Source organism: Psychrobacter sp. NC44 (assembly GCF_904846655.1).
In the GTDB taxonomy this organism is placed as follows: domain Bacteria; phylum Pseudomonadota; class Gammaproteobacteria; order Pseudomonadales; family Moraxellaceae; genus Psychrobacter.
Map to the genome: position 1 here is coordinate 1 of NZ_CAJHBN010000022.1, position 17,155 is coordinate 17,155.

The window sequence follows — 17,155 nt, forward strand, 5'->3', positions numbered from 1 at the left end:
TGATCCAAAACGTCAATTACACCAGCTAAAACAATGGGTTAAACAGGAACTGAACTAGTTATCTAGGACAGCCCCAAAATAAAAGATAGAGGCATTCATGCAAATTTACCTTGTCGGCGGCGCGGTACGCGATCAACTGTTAGCACGTCCTATTAAAGACAAAGATTTTGTCGTCGTTGGTGCAACTGTTGCAGAAATGCTTGATGCAGGGTTCCAGCAAGTGGGTGCAGATTTCCCTGTATTTTTGCATCCTAATAGCCATGAAGAATACGCACTGGCACGCACTGAACGCAAAGAAGGCTTGGGGTATAAAGGCTTTAGCGTACATGCCAGTCCTGACGTCAGCTTAAAAGAGGATCTACAACGTCGAGACTTGACGATTAATGCCATGGCCATAGAAGTCACCAGCTTAACTGATGATACGCCAATCAACGGTGACGTCATTGACTATTATGGTGGCATGGCTGATATAGAAAGCAAAACCTTGCGTCATGTATCAGGTGCATTTAGCGAAGACCCTCTACGAGTGCTTCGAACCGCTCGCTTCTATAGCCGTTATTACGACCTAGGTTTTGTCATTGCTGATGAAACTTTGACGTTGATGCGCCAATTGGTCGACTCTGGAGAGCTTGCACATTTAAGTGCAGAGCGCATTTGGCAAGAATCTAGCCGTGCAACCATGCAGCTATCGCCGCAGGTATACTGGCAACAACTGTTTGAGATTGGTGCGCTCACAGAATATTTTGCCCCACTACATCAAGCTTGGGCTAATACTCAGATACGTGAAACGGTACAGACTGCGCTATATTTCGCAGGGCAAATGCAATTGAATCTATCACAGCGCTGGGCACTATTAATGAGTAGCCTTAATTCATTTTTATTTACCTCAGAACATACAAATGAAAACGTGAATAAAGCAGCCAATATAAAAGGTATCAATGATATAGGCAACGCCGCTAAGGTACCAAAGGCACACACTCAATTTTCGACTCTCTTCGCTCAGCAAGCCACAAAGCTAAGCACAATAAGCCATTTAAGCGCGGCTGAAAAAATTGACCTCATACAAATTTGCGGCGCTCATAAAGAGCCTGATAAGTTATCGCAGCTATTAGTGACCAGCCACGTGTTGCAATTGGCAACACAGCACCGTCAGATGATGATAGCATTGAATAGCTTTCATGCCATTAACATGCAGGATATTGACTCAGCACTAACAGGCCCTGCGATTGGTACGGCATTACGACAAGCCAGAATTGAGCACTTACAAGCACGAAACCAATGTTAAGAAAATTTAAAAAGATGCAGCAGCGCGCTATTATTGACTCAATTCCTATGCAGCGTATAGGTCGACCTGACGAGATTGCCCATCATGTGTTGTACCTCGTACAGGCCAATTATGTTACTGCTGAGATTATTACTGTTGATGGTGGTCGCAGCCTGACATTGGCTGATGGTCATATTTGATAGAAAAGTAGAGCATCATAAAAAATATCTTGATTACTACCTATCTTTTACTTGAAAAATTAAAAAATTCAGGTATCATTGTCCGTCTAGCGTTAGGGCCCATAGCTCAGTTGGTTAGAGCAGAGGACTCATAATCCTTTGGTCGTAGGTTCAAGTCCTACTGGGCCCACCAAATTCAAACCCTTATAAGCATTGGCTTGTAAGGGTTTTTTATTGCCTAGAATTTAATAGAAAACAATCATTGAGCTGTGCTGAAAAACAGGTAAAAGTAAACTTGCTAAACTAATAGATTGGGTAGCAGTAAAAAAGGTTGCCAACACTATATGTAATATAGCGTTAGCAACCTTTTTTCATTTAGTATTTTACTTAGATAACGTGCCTAATATTAGAATTTGTTATATCTAATTTCTAACATTAGAAAGAAGTACGGCGATAATTACGATATTCAGGTAACCAAAAATTCGCTTTTAATCGACGTTGTAAATTCTCCGCTGTGATAGGTAGCGCTAGCTTATCTTGAGCCGCTTGCAATGCCACTGCATACGCTATTTTTTCACTGATCTCTCTGATAACTTTAATCGGCGGTAGGATGGCACCAGGTGCTTTTTCGTATTCCATTGATACATCTGCAAGGGCTTGGCTTGCCGCCATGAGCATATTATCGCTGATACCCGTCGCCCGTGCTGCTAAAACACCCAGACCAATCCCGGGGAAAATATAGCTGTTATTACACTGAGAAACCTCGAAAGGCTGACCTTCAAAAGTGGTATGAGGAAAAGGGCTACCTGTTGCAACAATTGCCTTACCCTTGCTCCAATTAGTCACTTCTTGCGGTGTCGCTTCCACACGAGACGTTGGGTTTGAAAGTGGTAATACAATAGGATGCTCAGTATTAACACACAAGGATTCGATCACCTCTTGGGTGAACAGACCTTTTTGCCCACTGACACCAAACAATACGGTTATTTTTGCTTGTTTAACCACTTGCGCTAAACCGAGTTTCTTACTTTTATCCCAGCTTGCAATAGCGGATTCTTTTTGTACTAACGGTTCTTGGAATTTTTGTAGCTCCGTCATGTTATCAGTAAGCAGGCCATAGCGGTCAACCATAAATACTTGGCTGCGAGCCTGCGCCTCCGTTAACCCTTCACGCTGCATTTGGCGAATAATATGCTCAGCAATACCGCAACCAGCAGACCCTGCGCCTAAAAATGCTATTTTTTGTTGGCTAAGCTTCTGACCCTTATTTAAGCACGCTGCAATCAAGGTACCGACTGAAACCGCAGCAGTACCCTGAATGTCATCATTGAAGCAGCATAATTGGTCACGATATTTATTCAATAATGGTGTCGCATTCTCTTGGGCAAAATCTTCAAATTGTAATAATGCCTCAGGCCAACGACGTTTAACGGCTTGAATAAATAAGTCGACAAACTCATTATACTCGTCACCAGAAATGCGTGGGTTTCTCCAGCCCATGTACATAGGATCGTCAAGTAGCTGTTGATTATTGGTACCAACATCCAACAAAATTGGTAGGCAATAAGCTGGGCTAATACCACCACAAGCGGTGTACAAAGCCAATTTACCAATGGGAATACCCATACCACCAATACCTTGATCCCCTAGACCTAATATACGTTCGCCGTCAGTGACAACGATTACCTTCACGTTTTGCTTGGTGGCATTTTGCAGCATGTCATCGATTTTATGGCGCTCAGGATATGAGATAAACAAACCCCGTTTACGGCGATAAATTTGCGAGAATTTTTCACATGCTTGACCTACAGTTGGCGTATAAATGAGCGGCATGACTTCCTCAATATGCTGCTCAATCAGATGGTGAAATAAGGTTTCATTGGTATCTTGGATGTTACGCAAGTAAATATGCTTATCCATATCATTAGTGAATGAGCGCAGTTGATGATAAGCGCGTAGTGATTGCTCTTCAATTGTCTCAATGTTATGAGGTAATAGCCCAGTTAAATTAAAGCTATCACGCTCTTCTGATGAAAAAGCACTGCCTTTATTTAGTAAAGGAGTCTCTAAAAGAGCGGGGCCTGCAACGGGAATATATAAAGGACGCTTGTTTGACATAATGTAATCTTCTTATTAAAGGCATATGAGTGAAAGCCATACTGAGTGAAAGCTATGCTAGTGCTGCATTATACATAGCATCTACTAGTATTTAACAATAGATAACAAAATCATTTTGAATGAACATGGCTCTAAAGGTGATGGCATGGATACATTGACCTAGAAATATAGATATACTTAGCTTTTACCTTAAATTTTTATAAAAAAGGGTTTTTTATTATTGGGTGTTTTCTATGAGATTTCATACAATCGAAGCCGCTACCTTTATTGATGTCACTATTGACGGCGGTATTGATAGAAATCTTTGTTAAGCAGATAAGTAATCTGCCAATATGACTTTTATTATCACTACGATATTTTTCAATTATTCAACGTATCACTATCAATACGACCATCAACCAAATTAATCGTTCGATCGCAAGATGCTGACAAGCGTGGATCATGGGTGACCAGCAATACCGCGCAATCACGTTCCTGATTGACTTTGCGGAACAGCTCAAACACTTCTCCAGCCGTCACGGTATCCAGATTACCTGTAGGTTCATCAGCCAATAGCAATGCCGGTTCGGTTATCAAGGCACGTGCAATGGCAACACGCTGTTGCTGACCACCTGATAGCTCGTTAGGTTTACTGTCAGCAAAGCGCTCTAACCCAACCGCTGCCAGTAGCTCGCGCGCTTTTTGGATAGTAAGCTTATTTGGACGACCCCTTGTCAATGTTAGCGGCATTAAGATATTGTCTAATGCACTAAACGCTTGAATCAGATGATGAAATTGAAAGACAAAGCCAATACTACTGCCACGCAAAGCGGTGCGACCAGCATCATTCATAGCGCTGGTTGCTTGACCCAATAGATATAGCTCACCGCTGGTTGGCTGATCTAGTAACCCTAGTACATTTAGCAAAGTACTTTTACCTGAACCAGAAGGACCAATCAGGGCAGCAAAGTCGTTATTGCTGATGGTTAAGTCAATACCGTGCAGCACCTCAATCTCATTAGGTTGACCGATATTATAAGACTTTTTTAGTGCCTCTAAACGCAGAACTTCGTGAGATTGACTGGACATAGGAGTTGACGTCTTATTAAAAGGATTGGCAGAAACATTGTTAAAGTCATTATTAAAAGTGTCGCTAGAATCATGATTAGACATAACGAATAGCCACCACTGGATCAAGTGCTGCTGCGCGCCGCGCTGGAATAGCGGCTGCTATAACACCAGTTAGCGTTGCTAACGACATAGTCACTAAGATCAGGTTTATCGATATGGGAATTGTAAATATGTCGGGCCCAAAAGTATTAAAAGACCAGACCAATATATAGCTGACACCACTACCGACAATAGAGCCTAACAAGCCAAATATAGCCCCTTGAATTAAGAATATTCGTAGGATTTGCTGACGAGTTGCACCCATGGCTCGTAAGATACCAATCTCGCGCGTACGCTGAACCACACTGACCGATAGCACACTGGCAATACCAAAAGCCACCGAGATCGCCACAAAAACAACAATCATATTGCTAGATAAACTTTGAGCGGTGAGACCACTCAGCAGTTGGGCATTGGTTTCAATCCAGCTTTCTGCTTGCAATGAGGTCAAACGACCCACTTGTGCAGCGATTTCCTCCGCCTCAAAGATATCTTCAACCGTCAAATCAATGACTGTGATACCGCCCGGTAGGTTGAGTAATGACTGCGCTTGTTTTAGGTCTAGATAAACGTAGCGCGCATCAAGCTCTCGTACGCCGAGCTCAAATATACCAGCGATATTGACTACAGCGCTGTTGCTACTAATGTTGCTACTAAGGTTGTTACTCAAATTATTACTGGGACTACTATCTTGACCCGTATCCAAACGTAATTTGCTGCCGACCTCTACACCCAAATCTTTAGCCAGTTCACTACCAATCAATACATTATCTGCGCCCACTCGCAGCTCACCACTGATTAAGTATTCATCAAGTGGAATAATATTCTGATAGCGCGCCAAGTCAGTACCTACTAGTATTACCGACTCTAATGCCTCACCACGCCGGACGAACCCAGGCCCAGACACGTTTGGCGATACGGCAGTTAACAAGGGCAGTTGATCTAGCGTATCAGTGATTTGCTGCCAATTATTAATAGAACGTAGCCGCTGTGGACGCTTGTCTTCTTGTATCAGTTGCAGCGTATCATCAGCATACGGCGCTATTAGGTTGACTTCATCTGGCGCTACTAAGCGAATATGTGCCTGACTGCCAAGGGTGCTTTCAATAAGGTTGGTCTGTAATCCTTGGATGAGTGCCGTAATAAATATAATAACGGCAACACCTATTGCCACTCCCAGAGTAATCATCAACGACTGTATGCGTCCCTCGCGTAAAAAACTGATGGCAATAGTGGCATCAATCCATAGTCTACCGAAAAAAGCCGTCAATTGACTGTCTCCGCTGCTTGGCTCTTATCCTTTACCGCCCTCATCTTATCAGCATTAGGAGCGGTAAAAGGTGCTGCTTGAAGCGCGGTTCTCACTCTTTTTCCATCAGCCAGTGAGACTGTCGCATCAACCAATATCTCATCACCTGCGCTCAGTCCTGAGAGCACCTCTGATGCTGACAGTCCGCGTAACCCTAATTTCACTGCTTGACGTTGTGTTTTACCATCACGCAATAATAATACTTCGGCGCTGTCTTCTTCAACATTGGCTAGTGCATCATTCGGAATGACTAAGGCTTTTGCGCGTTGATCCGTTTCGATATTCACTGATACTGTCATGTCTTGACGCAAAAAATCAGGTACAGGATCGACGGACAATCTCACCTCTACCGTACCGCGTTGCGGATCTATACTTGGTGCAATGAAACTAATACGTACGGGGAACGGTTTATCCGGATAGGCATCAGCAATAGCGACAGCTGGTTGCTGCAAAGCCAATCGAGATAAATTACGTTCATCAAGCGGTACTCTTATTTCAGTTTTACCATCGAGGGCAATAGTAAACAAGCTCTGACCTGGCTGTACCAAATCGCCTACCTCGACATTACGGGTCAGAATAGTGCCTGATACTTTGCTACGTACTTGCGCTTTGTTGAGCTGAGCCTGCAATGCTGCAATACGAGCACTTAATAAATCTTCTTCAACACCACCAGAGGAGAGTGCATTCGCTCTCAGGCGTGCATTTTCAAGGTTATTTCGTGCTTGGGCTTGGGCTTGAATCGCCTGCTCCATTTCCTCATCAGAGATGGCCGAGATAGTAGCTAATTCGCGCCTACGCTCGACATTACGGTCAGCTTGCGCCATCGCTACTTTGGCATTGGTCAAGTCCACCACTGCTTGTGGACGAGTGCTACTAATCAATTCCGTCAACTCGGCTTCTGCTTGACGCACTTGGGCTGCAACGTCATCGGAGCTTAGTACCAATAATAAATCTCCTGCAGCGACTTGTTCGCCTTCTGCTACCCGTCGCTCTAATACAACACCTGATATTTCGCTACCAATGTCAGTATTTGATACGGCAACGACCCGTCCAGTCGCTACGACCGTCTGCACCAAAGGCATGGCAGATATTCTATAGCTTGGTAATAGTGGTCCTTGCCACCAGCGAAGGGCAAAAAATCCCGCAACAATGATGAGCAGTAGTGCGCTAACAATCAGTTTATAAGGAATAGCGCGCAATGAGTTTCTCCCGTTCAGAACAAATACCTAGTGGTTTACAGTTTCTACTAAATCCGATCGTTATGCGAGTTTACTGCAACATTTTTTAGGTTTAAAATTATTTATTAACTGAAAATCATCCTGTTAGTATGGTTATATTAAAAATATTTGCTTCACTACAATAGTTAAGATGCAAAAAAACCCTTCATGCTATTATTTATATAGCATGAAGGGTTTTTTATTACCGAATAAATCAGTGCGATATCTACAGATTAAAAAGCCAAGTTGATCATCAAATGCCTATCGTAAAGTCAAAATAATAACTAAAGTGCTCAGAATCATACAAACACCAAGCCATCTTCAGTCTGATGCACCTTAATATCGACATCATAAACATCACTTAATTGTGAGCGTGTCATCACTTCACTAGGCGTTCCTTGTGCAACAATTTGTCCACCGTTTAATAGCACCACTTCATCAGTATAGCGATGCGCATGGGTCAAATCATGCAACACAACCAAGATACTTTTGCGCTGCTGTCGTACCAAATTATGCAAATAATGAAGTAAAAAACGCTGATGGCGAATATCGAGGTGATTGGTCGGTTCATCAAACATCATGATTTTAGTGTCTTGCATTAGCGCACGCACGATAGCCAAGCGCTGTTTTTCACCGCCTGATAAGGTTTGCACGCGGGCACTGACCAAACTTGATAACTCAAAATCCTGTAGTAAACGTTGCGCGCGCTCAACATGATTACTATTTGGGCGCTGATACCATGCAAGATTTGGCGAGACCCCTAGCAGCGCATAATCCAATACCGTTAACGGCAGCTCAAAACGCTCATGTTGTCCAACCCAAGCGATATGACCATCATTCATGACCTTGTTGATAGGCTGACCGTAAATCATAATGTGACCATCCGTTTTAAGCGCGGTTCCCGTGTGCTGACCCAAAACCGTATGCAACAACGTGCTTTTACCCGCGCCATTTGGTCCAATAAAGGCGACCAGCTTTTGGCTTGGCACGGTTAGTTTGTCTATCTTTAACAATGTTTTATGGCCATGCGAGATATGAATATCTTGCATCGACAACAGCTCGCCTTCATCACTACTCTTGATATCACTACTATTTATACGACTGTCTCGACTCGCTAATGATGTCTTTGATGTAGCCGTAAAATACGAATGAAACATAAATACTCTCTCCAATTAGCGGCGGCTACTACGCACAAACAGCCAAATAAAGAATGGACCGCCAAGCAACGCTAAAACGATGCCAACAGGCACATCCACTGGATAAGCAACATGCCGCGCCGCGCCATCAATGACGAGTAATAATATCGCCCCAAGCCAGCCAGACCAAATCATGAGACGCATACGTCCGCCGCCAAACAGAATAGCCAGCAGGTTTGGCACCATCATGCCAATAAAACCAATGACGCCTGCTAAAGACACCGCTGCCCCTGTTAATAATGCCGAGGCAATCACGACCAAACAACGAACCACACCTACTTTGATACCCAAGGACTTAGCGGCTGCCTCACCTAACATCAACCCGTCCAACTGGCGACCTAACGGCAATAAAATCGCTAAGCCTAAAACCATAGAAATAATTGAATATCGCAGTGGTACAAAGCCCGCTTCCGCCATACTGCCTGACAGCCAATTGGTCGCGGAGCGCAGCACCATGTCATCAGACATGAATAAAATCAGGCTGACCACCGCAGCACAAAAAGCACTGATGACAAATCCCAATATCAGCAAGCCCATTTGCCCACCACCCAAAAACCGATGACAAGCGAGAATAAACAAGCACACCAATACGCTTCCAGTAAACGCCGCAAGCGGTATCCCAATACCCCCAAACCCCAATGCCAGAACCAAAACAACACCAAGCGCTGCGCCACCTGATGTACCGATTAAACTTGGATCCGCTAAAGGATTCTCAAATAAAGCCTGTAATGCTGCACCACTAACTGACAACGCCATACCAACCAGTAATGCCGTCACCACACGCGGATAACGCAGCTGCCAAATAGTATCGTCAAGATGGCTAGGGCTTGACCATTCGCCAAAGCCAATACCAAGCGCCAACCAAATTAGCAGTAAAGATACGACAGCGGCAGCAATATAGTAGAGGCTAAGTTTGTGTTTTCCAGTTTGTATAGGGATAGAAGCAGAAATCGTATTTGCCATGTGAGATGTCATTTTGTTGAAGATAAGATAAAGTATTTTTGCTTAGGCTATTTTGCTACAGCGTTCAGCTTTTTTAAGACGTCAGGCGAATGCAAGCCGTAACGCAGAAAATCATCAGCTGGCCAAAAGTGTACGCCGCCCTTCTTGCCTGCGTCACTTGCTGCAATCTCTGGACGTTTACTAAATTTACTGACCCCGCCAACCACTGCCTGATTATGATCGGCAATAATAATCACATCGGGCTTGGCGGCCAGCCAGCCTTCACGGGACATAGGTTTTAGCCCTGATACGTTTGCAGCGTTAATCCCACCAGCTCGGCGAATCAACTCGTCGCCTACCGTGCCTTTACCTGCAACGATACGACCATCGTAACTTAATAAATAACGCTTACCCGTCTTTGCCATTGGACTCATCCCTGTATTCCAACGCTTCGCAAGCTGCGACCCTTCAGATTTTTTATCCACGTAACTGCCAATTGTTTTAATACTATTGGCAAAGGTATTTACTTCTTCTTTAGGCGCGACATTGATGGCTTTAACTTTTAAGCCGTTTAAGCGCTGATAAATGCTCACTGGCTGTACCATATAACTGCCGAGCACCAAATCTGGCTTGACCGCCAACACTGACTCGGCAGTGATATTACGATGCATACCCACGGCAGGTACATTCTTTAACGCTGGATTATGATTGGTTGCATCTTTACCAACCAACTTATTGGTCGCTCCTAGTGCCACCACGACGTCTGCAACATCGGGACTCATCGCGACAATACGCTCATAAGCTTGGGCAGAAAGTGAGGGCACGGCAAATGCGCCAATAATAGCCGCAGTGCTGATAGCACGACTCATCAATTTTTTATTTATCACTGAGTGAGTGATTACTGTTTTTGATAATTCAGAAGACATAAGCATTCCTAATTTGCTAACGTAAAAAATGACACTATTAACAGAACCATTAACGTGTATTAAGCATCCCAAATAACTCACACAACAGCTATGACTTATCCGTTATGTGAGTGTCAATATCGCAAAATTTGCTGATTTTTTATGACGGGTTTACACGCTCTCTGCTTCAGCCATTGCAACTGCTGCTAAGGATTCTGCATACGAATGCGCTTCGATGACCGTCGAGACAAGTTGCTGCCATGCTTCAAGCTCAGGTGTGCCTTCAATACGCTGACCAAACACGCTAAAGATACTGACGCCGTGACCATCAAAACCTTCGATACAAGTCACGATACCGTCTTTGGTTGGACGCTTAACGCTCCATACTTGCGCCAATGCTTTGTCTTTTAAATGCAGCGTAAAGTCATTATGGTCTTTGTCTAAAATATTAAACCAATCACCCATACGCTTGAGTGTCTGTACCGTTCCTGTCTGAATCTGTACGAGTCCGCTATTACCGACAAATATCATCATTGGACATTTGGCATCGCGCGCTTGCTCAAAAACCGCTTCGACAGCGCTAATCTCAAGCTGCTGCGTCATCTGTTCTGGTGCTTGACGGTAACTGCTAGCACGATCGATATCGAGGTTTTTTAGTAATGAATGAAACTGATGCACATCTGTCATTGCCTGCCAGCCTTGTTGTAGCTGCGCACTCTCCGCCTCGCCCAGCGCCTTATAAGACCATTCACTGACTGACTCTTGTGCCTCTAACGTCAGCGTCTCATTATTCACCGTTTGCTGCTGCTCCTGAATCATCGCTTGCCAGCGCGCAATAGTCTCAGCGCTTAACTCTCGTAGATACACTTTATCAATCGCGCCGCCTTGCGCGTTATAGAACTGAATACTATAAGAGGGTTTATCCGCGCGGCTGGTATCCGTTACCGCCAGCATATGCTGCCATTGCCACATAAAGAATCGCAAATCTAGACCACCCACATTGAGTGCTAATCCCATCTTTTCGCCAAGCTTAAGATTATGATATGGCGCGGTTTTTTCATGCACGGCCAGCTCGTTTCTGACAATACTTTCCATGTCACCAAAGTTCTCAAATTGCTTTAATACAGCTTTGCACTGATCACCCATATACTGGCTATAAGGAGATGCAAGCATGAGCTCAAACTCGCTGATGCCTAGCGCAGCCGCTCCTTCTGTGGGAAATAGCATCGGTGTTTTTGCTTTTAATGCTTGGTATTGTTGCCACAGCTCAGTATTTTTTTTGGTTAACGATAGCGGTTGACTCATGATGGTCTCCATAAAATGAATAGCAGTAAAAAAGCCAATGATCTTGGCTATGTAGTATTGAGATATGAATATCTTCAGAAAATAGCAGAGACGATGACTATGATTGATATTTGATAAAACCAATGCCTGCTGTACTACAATGCTTGCAATGATGCAGCAAGGATGTATTTATCAAGCAGGCTGTTAGCAATTATCGCTGCTAGTTCATCATTTATAATTTTGTCTCTAGGCTTCGGACGAAATCATTATGGCAACATTTTTTCACTTTGTAAATAATAATAATTATCATTTACATATTGATAATTATTATCGTTTGAAATACTATATCTGGGCTTTGTTACTTAATCTAGTGAATCAAGTAACCAAACCTTTAATAATTAATACTATGAAAAGGTCGCTTTAGATCACTCTTTTTGTAGCAAAAGGTCTTTAAGTAACACGACTTTCTTACTCTCTCTTTTTACGATGGCTGTTTTATTTATGTCAATTTTAGCGTTTAATTTATCGTTGACTCATACGGGACTAAACACCCATCCTTCACCGCTGCGTCGTAGCCCACTAGCCATAAGTGTGGCATTAGCATTGTTTGCATTCACGTCAGTTTCAGCCCAAGCAGCGCCAATTTTTGCAGAGACGAATGGTGATATGCCCGACGATGCAGCCATGCCGAGCACACGTTTAGACCCTATAGTGGTAACGGCGACTCGCTCTGAGCGCGCTTTAAGTGATGCGCCAGTTGCCCTGCAAGTACTCAGTCGCCAGCAGCTCGATGACAACCATGCGCATACTTTAAAAGAAGCGCTAGCCTTGTTGCCCAATGTTTACTTACGTGAAGTCCACGGCAAGACAGGTTACGAAGTCAGCATGCAAGGCTTCACAGGTGATCAAGTATTGGTGTTGATTGATGGTTTACCGATCACAGCCAGCACTGGCTCGACAGTAAACTTGAATCAATATATGAATATGGATATCGAACAAATAGAAGTGGTGCAAGGAGCGGCGTCAGCGCAGTTTGGTAGCGCGGCGATGGGTGGCGTCATTAATATCATCACCAAACCCATTGGCGCGGCAACAGGACATATCACCACCGAGATTGCCAGCAATGGGCAGCAAAATCCATCTGGTAGAAAGCTAGATGCCAATAAGCGCTATGTAGAAGCCAGCGTGGAAGGGGCTTTGGATAAAAACCAGCGCTTTCACGCGCGTCTATCAGGCTCGTATCTGGACAATGATGGTTTAAGCTTAGATCATGAAGCATGGCCCAGATTAAAAGATGCCAGCGAGCAATCACAAGTCAGTGCCCGATTTAGCTACCACCCGGACGGTAAAGGCATATCAGACAATGACGATAGTAACAACGATAGCCGAATGGTCAAAAACGCTCAATATTGGTTAGAGGCCAACCACTATAAAGAAGACGATGTTAGTCGTTTTAATTATTATGTGGCGCCGCGCTATTTGGCACAGCAACGAGATGAGCACATTACTAAGCAGCGCTTTAGTGTTGGTGCGCGCGCTGATATCACGCCGCATGTGGATAATCGCAGCAAAAGTTATCGGTTGTCCGCACAAGCCCTGCATGAAGAATATCAAAGCGAATCCAATACTAAAACACAGCAAACTATCACCAGCGCCCGTGATACAGACATCAGTACCACGCTGGCGCAAGCGCAGCTCGACCTACCTGAGCTATTACTATCCGATAAGCACATTCATCTTATTCAAGTTGGCGGTCAGGTTCAGCAAGACAAGTTAAGCCAAACGAAAAATCAATCCAGCGAGCTTATCAGCGATAACGTTAGCCGTGATGTCGGCGAGCTATATATACAAGATGATTGGCTGATTGGTGATAACTGGGAGGTGTTGAGCGGTATTCGCTATCAAAACGATGAAGACTTTGGTGGCCATATGGCGCCAAAGGTATCACTCAAATACAACCATTTGGATGCAAGCGGTCGCGACCATGTCTTTCGTAGCAGTATTGGCGGTGGTTATCGCGTGCCCAACCTAAAAGAACGCTACTACGTCTTTGACCATAGCAATTTGGGTTATAAAGTCATGGGTAATCCCGACTTGCAGCCTGAAACCTCAACCAGTTACCAAATCGGCTATCAAGGTCAGCTGAGCGATAGTGTCAATTTGACGGTTAATGGTTTTTATAACGAGATAGATGATCTGATTCAGACCGATGAAGACAATGCGAGCTTTGAAGGCAATATCGCCATTTATAAATATATGAACGTCGATAGTGCCAAAACCTATGGCGGCGATATTGGCCTTGACTGGCAAGTGGACGAGCGCGCCAAACTACAAGCCAGCTACGCTTACCTCAAGACGCATAACAATGTCACCGATACCGAGCTGACCTATAAGCCCAATCACAAAGCGATGCTGGCACTAGATTATCAAATCAATGACAAATTACAGCTGATCCCGCGCCTCAATTATGAATCCAAACAGCTGATTAGTACCAGCGAGCAAGCGTATTCACCCTCTTGGTGGACACTCGATAGCAAGCTCAATTATGACGCCACTGCAAACTTGAGCTTGTATGCAGCGATTAATAATATCTTTGATGTGCAGCGTGATGTCACCGATACCAGTGACTACCGTCCCATTGATAATCGCGAGTGGTTACTTGGCGCCAGCTACCATTGGTAAGCCTTTGATTCACAATCATTCTAAAGCAAGTGTATTTGTACCGCTATTTTTACCCTTATTTTGTACCCTCTATCTGAAACCACAACCTTCAAGGAAGCTGATATGACCCCCATTTCCCCAGCAATTCACACCAAGCCGACCAAATTGGCATTACTGTTTAGTGGCAGTATTTTAGCACTCAGCATGACTGGCTGCGGTGGTGGCGGTGATGGCACCAGTAGTGACAGTGACAGTAACGGTAATGGCGGCACTACCCCGCCTGTGAGCAGTGCCAGCTTTAGCGAAACGGCTACTTGGCAAGTCACCAATCTAGCGCCTAATACTGCGACCTGTTATGACTTTGATACCAAAGTTGAAAGCTCGTGTGCTGAAGATAAATGGGATATCAAGTTTGATAACCAAGCGCGTTCGGTTAAGCTTTGGTCAAATAGCGGTGATTCTGGCGCAGGTTTGGGCGGCGTTTTTGGTTTGATCGATTGGTCAGATCTGAGCCGTTATAGCAATGCAACTCAAGACCCTGATACCAAACGTGATATTACCATGCACTACAATGAAGACCGTAGTGGCGGTATATTTGATGCACAGCCGTGGTTTGAATACAATTTAAAAGGCAACCATCAGCTATATCCGAACAATCGCGTCTATCTTGTCACCACAGATAATAGCAGCGCCATGACAGACAGCAGCGTCCAGCAGCCTATTTATGCCATGCAGATTACCAATTATTATAATGATACTGGTGCCTCTGGCCACCCTACTCTGCGCTGGATTGATACTGCGCTACCGAATAAGGTACAGACGAAAACCATCGATGCCTCAAACAATGATAATTGGGTCTATTTTGATTTAGCTACAGGAAAAAGTAGCAGCGATAAAAACAGCAGTTGGCAGATTGGCTTTAAGCGTAATGATGTGATTTTAAATGGTGGGGATTCGGGCAGTGGTAAAACTGGCGGTTATCTTGCCGCCACACCAGCCGGATATTATGATGCGCAAGGTAAACCGATTACCAGTCAATTTACCAGCGATGGTAGCGCGGCTACTTTAGCCGACCTTACCAACACCGCTGTATATGATAAACCGCTGAGTGCTAGAAGCTGGGTTATTGACAGTAAAGGCTCAGATCTCAATCCTGCTTATACCGGCAGTTTCCCGAACTTAGACTTTGGCTGGTATACCTACAATGGCATGACCCATCAACTAAATGCCAAAGCGGTTGACAGCGCTCAAGGCGCGCTCATTAGATCTGCTGAAGGCAATAGCTATGCACGCGTGCGTTTGGATAAAATCAACTATCCTGATAGCTCAGCCACGACTGCGACCTCATGGGAATTTAAAATAGACATTCAGCCTGCTCCTTAACACTCTACTGTTCGACTTTAGCTCGCCCAACTCATTTTTGTAAGCTATCAGACCTTACAAAAATAGGTTGGGCGATAACGTTTATACACAGTCTAAGAGTCACCACTGCCAATTATTACAAGAAAAATATTAGTCATTCGATAACACCTGTCCTTTTATGATTGTAAATAAATTAACCTATGGTATATTATCGTAATAAAAATATAGGTGATATTAATAATCATTAACATTTGCATGTTTTATGCTTATTAACTATTACATTTCCATCTTGCCCTTAATCAGCAGCCAATCAATCATTTATTAATTAAAAAATTTTACTGAACAATTATTTGAATTTTGGCTTGGACGACATTTTATGGCTCAACCACTTACTCAGTACGATTTCGATAAAACACCGCTCGACATGGCTGACAAAGCCCAGTTTATGAGTCATGTCAATGAAGAGCATCAAGATGAACTCGCGATGTTTATCAATGCCTTTACTAACACGGCAGTGAGTGAGCACGAGATCGCCTCGATAGCAGAGCTGTATACTGATGGGATATTAATGGATGTCACAACCGCCCATCATGACGACGATACCTTAACAAACAGCAGCAAGCTCAGCCGTCAATATTTTATTGATTTTACAGTTCCTATTAGTGACTCTATGACGCTACAGGAGCAATATATAACGCTATTGCAAACCTCTGCCAATAAGCTTGGCAAGCGCACGATCAAGCTTCAAGAACAGCGTTTTACGGTCATTAATGGCTATTATGCCAGCCCCAATATGTATCGACTGCTGGTAACCGCACCTGATAGTACGCCACTCTCTCATCCGGGCTACGCGTATTTGTTTGAGCTGGATGCGAACGTTCTATCTGCTACAAAACACCAGCCCAAAGATAGCGACAAACCTTTGCAGCGCTACTATACCTTGCGAAAAGCATGGCGAGATTCGAGCAGCTCGTCTGTCCAAGCGTGGATAGACGTTTATATTCATGGCGATACGGCAGGAGGCAGTTGGGCGCGCGCACTTAACTGTGGCAGTCAAATCAAAACAGTACGTGAATATCCAGAGAAAATAGAACATCTCAGCACTGGTCAGTGCTTACTCATCTGTGATGAAACCTCTTTGCCTACGGTGGCCAATCTATTGGAAAACTGGCAGAATCCATTGCCGCCCCTCGTCATTGCCATCACTAATGATCCAGACGATATCCGTTACTTACACACCCTCACACTCAGTAATCAACTACGCCATAATACGCATTTTTTGCAAGATAATGTGTGCCAGCTGGTTAATACCCCAACAACTGATATTACTGAACAAATAATGGCATTATTAAATACACAATTTGCGCGACTGCCTGTCAATATTGACAAAGTATGGGGCGCGCTGGAAGCAGCGGATATCAAATCATTGCGACAGCAACTAAAGGCAAATCTTGGATTATCACGTCAGGATATGGTCATTAAAGTCTACTGGCGTGCGCAATAATCATTATGTTTTTTGTAAATGGTATTTTCTATAAACAGCAAGCATTTAATAAATAATAGGCATTT

13 protein-coding genes and 1 tRNA gene are annotated in these 17,155 nt (G+C 44.0%); 6 read left to right on the forward strand and 8 right to left on the reverse strand.

Annotated elements, in window-relative coordinates; translation table 11 throughout:
- Nucleotides 1–97: 97 nt before the first annotated feature.
- From JMX95_RS12710 to JMX95_RS12720, 3 genes are all read left to right on the forward strand, one after another.
- On the forward strand, nucleotides 98–1,285 hold the full coding sequence (locus JMX95_RS12710; protein ID WP_109592748.1) for a tRNA nucleotidyltransferase: 1,188 nt from the start codon (nucleotides 98–100) through the stop codon (nucleotides 1,283–1,285).
- A complete protein-coding gene (locus tag JMX95_RS12715) occupies nucleotides 1,279–1,464 on the forward strand; it encodes an SDR family oxidoreductase (RefSeq protein WP_109592746.1) in 186 nt (61 codons plus the stop codon). Before JMX95_RS12710 ends, JMX95_RS12715 begins: the two co-directional genes overlap by 7 nt.
- Nucleotides 1,465–1,559: 95 nt before the next feature.
- A tRNA-Ile gene (locus JMX95_RS12720) sits at nucleotides 1,560–1,636 on the forward strand.
- 242 nt (nucleotides 1,637–1,878) lie between these two features.
- Here JMX95_RS12720 and JMX95_RS12725 read toward each other — a convergent pair.
- The 8 genes from JMX95_RS12725 to JMX95_RS12760 all read right to left on the reverse strand — a co-directional run bounded on the left by JMX95_RS12725 (nucleotide 1,879) and on the right by JMX95_RS12760 (nucleotide 11,584).
- Nucleotides 1,879–3,561, reverse strand: a complete 1,683-nt coding sequence (locus tag JMX95_RS12725) for an NAD-dependent malic enzyme (RefSeq protein ID WP_087814174.1) — start codon at nucleotides 3,559–3,561, stop codon at nucleotides 1,879–1,881.
- A 360-nt stretch (nucleotides 3,562–3,921) separates the two neighbouring features.
- Nucleotides 3,922–4,629: an ABC transporter ATP-binding protein gene (locus JMX95_RS12730; protein ID WP_109592754.1), complete on the reverse strand. Its 708-nt coding sequence runs from the start codon at nucleotides 4,627–4,629 to the stop codon at nucleotides 3,922–3,924.
- Between the two features lie 76 nt (nucleotides 4,630–4,705).
- Entirely contained in the window at nucleotides 4,706–5,980 is a 1,275-nt protein-coding gene (locus JMX95_RS12735; protein WP_227676068.1) for an ABC transporter permease, read from the reverse strand.
- On the reverse strand, nucleotides 5,977–7,218 hold the full coding sequence (locus JMX95_RS12740) for an efflux RND transporter periplasmic adaptor subunit (protein WP_109592744.1): 1,242 nt from the start codon (nucleotides 7,216–7,218) through the stop codon (nucleotides 5,977–5,979). Before JMX95_RS12740 ends, JMX95_RS12735 begins: the two co-directional genes overlap by 4 nt.
- 317 nt (nucleotides 7,219–7,535) lie before the next feature.
- On the reverse strand, nucleotides 7,536–8,393 hold the full coding sequence (locus tag JMX95_RS12745) for an ABC transporter ATP-binding protein (protein ID WP_087814176.1): 858 nt from the start codon (nucleotides 8,391–8,393) through the stop codon (nucleotides 7,536–7,538).
- Nucleotides 8,394–8,408: 15 nt separating this feature from the next.
- Nucleotides 8,409–9,395 carry a FecCD family ABC transporter permease gene (locus JMX95_RS12750; RefSeq protein ID WP_087814177.1) on the reverse strand — a complete coding sequence of 329 codons (987 nt, stop codon included), beginning with the start codon at nucleotides 9,393–9,395 and terminating at the stop codon, nucleotides 8,409–8,411.
- Nucleotides 9,396–9,442: 47 nt separating this feature from the next.
- Nucleotides 9,443–10,300, reverse strand: a complete 858-nt coding sequence (locus JMX95_RS12755; protein WP_226914744.1) for a heme/hemin ABC transporter substrate-binding protein — start codon at nucleotides 10,298–10,300, stop codon at nucleotides 9,443–9,445.
- Nucleotides 10,301–10,450: 150 nt separating this feature from the next.
- The gene (locus JMX95_RS12760; protein ID WP_087814178.1) at nucleotides 10,451–11,584 is read right to left on the reverse strand and encodes a ChuX/HutX family heme-like substrate-binding protein; all 1,134 of its coding nucleotides are present in this window, start codon (nucleotides 11,582–11,584) and stop codon (nucleotides 10,451–10,453) included.
- A 480-nt stretch (nucleotides 11,585–12,064) separates the two neighbouring features.
- Between JMX95_RS12760 and JMX95_RS12765 the strand changes: the two genes are divergently transcribed.
- The 3 genes from JMX95_RS12765 to JMX95_RS12775 all read left to right on the forward strand — a co-directional run bounded on the left by JMX95_RS12765 (nucleotide 12,065) and on the right by JMX95_RS12775 (nucleotide 17,090).
- The gene (locus JMX95_RS12765; protein ID WP_087814179.1) at nucleotides 12,065–14,245 is read left to right on the forward strand and encodes a TonB-dependent receptor plug domain-containing protein; all 2,181 of its coding nucleotides are present in this window, start codon (nucleotides 12,065–12,067) and stop codon (nucleotides 14,243–14,245) included.
- A 102-nt stretch (nucleotides 14,246–14,347) separates the two neighbouring features.
- On the forward strand, nucleotides 14,348–15,607 hold the full coding sequence (locus JMX95_RS12770) for an HmuY family protein (RefSeq protein ID WP_193013477.1): 1,260 nt from the start codon (nucleotides 14,348–14,350) through the stop codon (nucleotides 15,605–15,607).
- Nucleotides 15,608–15,962: 355 nt separating this feature from the next.
- Complete coding sequence (locus JMX95_RS12775; RefSeq protein ID WP_201561001.1) at nucleotides 15,963–17,090, forward strand: siderophore-interacting protein; 1,128 nt, start codon at nucleotides 15,963–15,965, stop codon at nucleotides 17,088–17,090.
- The last annotated feature ends 65 nt before the right edge of the window (nucleotides 17,091–17,155 follow it).

Coding starts and splice junctions, on each gene's coding strand:
- JMX95_RS12765 (WP_087814179.1), top strand. CDS start 12,065: ATGTCAATTTTAGCGTTTAATTTATCGTTGACTCATACGGGACTAAAC.
- JMX95_RS12715 (WP_109592746.1), top strand. CDS start 1,279: ATGTTAAGAAAATTTAAAAAGATGCAGCAGCGCGCTATTATTGACTCA.
- JMX95_RS12755 (WP_226914744.1), bottom strand. CDS start 10,300: ATGTCTTCTGAATTATCAAAAACAGTAATCACTCACTCAGTGATAAAT.
- JMX95_RS12750 (WP_087814177.1), bottom strand. CDS start 9,395: ATGGCAAATACGATTTCTGCTTCTATCCCTATACAAACTGGAAAACAC.
- JMX95_RS12770 (WP_193013477.1), top strand. CDS start 14,348: ATGACCCCCATTTCCCCAGCAATTCACACCAAGCCGACCAAATTGGCA.
- JMX95_RS12725 (WP_087814174.1), bottom strand. CDS start 3,561: ATGTCAAACAAGCGTCCTTTATATATTCCCGTTGCAGGCCCCGCTCTT.
- JMX95_RS12760 (WP_087814178.1), bottom strand. CDS start 11,584: ATGAGTCAACCGCTATCGTTAACCAAAAAAAATACTGAGCTGTGGCAA.
- JMX95_RS12730 (WP_109592754.1), bottom strand. CDS start 4,629: ATGTCCAGTCAATCTCACGAAGTTCTGCGTTTAGAGGCACTAAAAAAG.
- JMX95_RS12710 (WP_109592748.1), top strand. CDS start 98: ATGCAAATTTACCTTGTCGGCGGCGCGGTACGCGATCAACTGTTAGCA.
- JMX95_RS12745 (WP_087814176.1), bottom strand. CDS start 8,393: ATGTTTCATTCGTATTTTACGGCTACATCAAAGACATCATTAGCGAGT.
- JMX95_RS12775 (WP_201561001.1), top strand. CDS start 15,963: ATGGCTCAACCACTTACTCAGTACGATTTCGATAAAACACCGCTCGAC.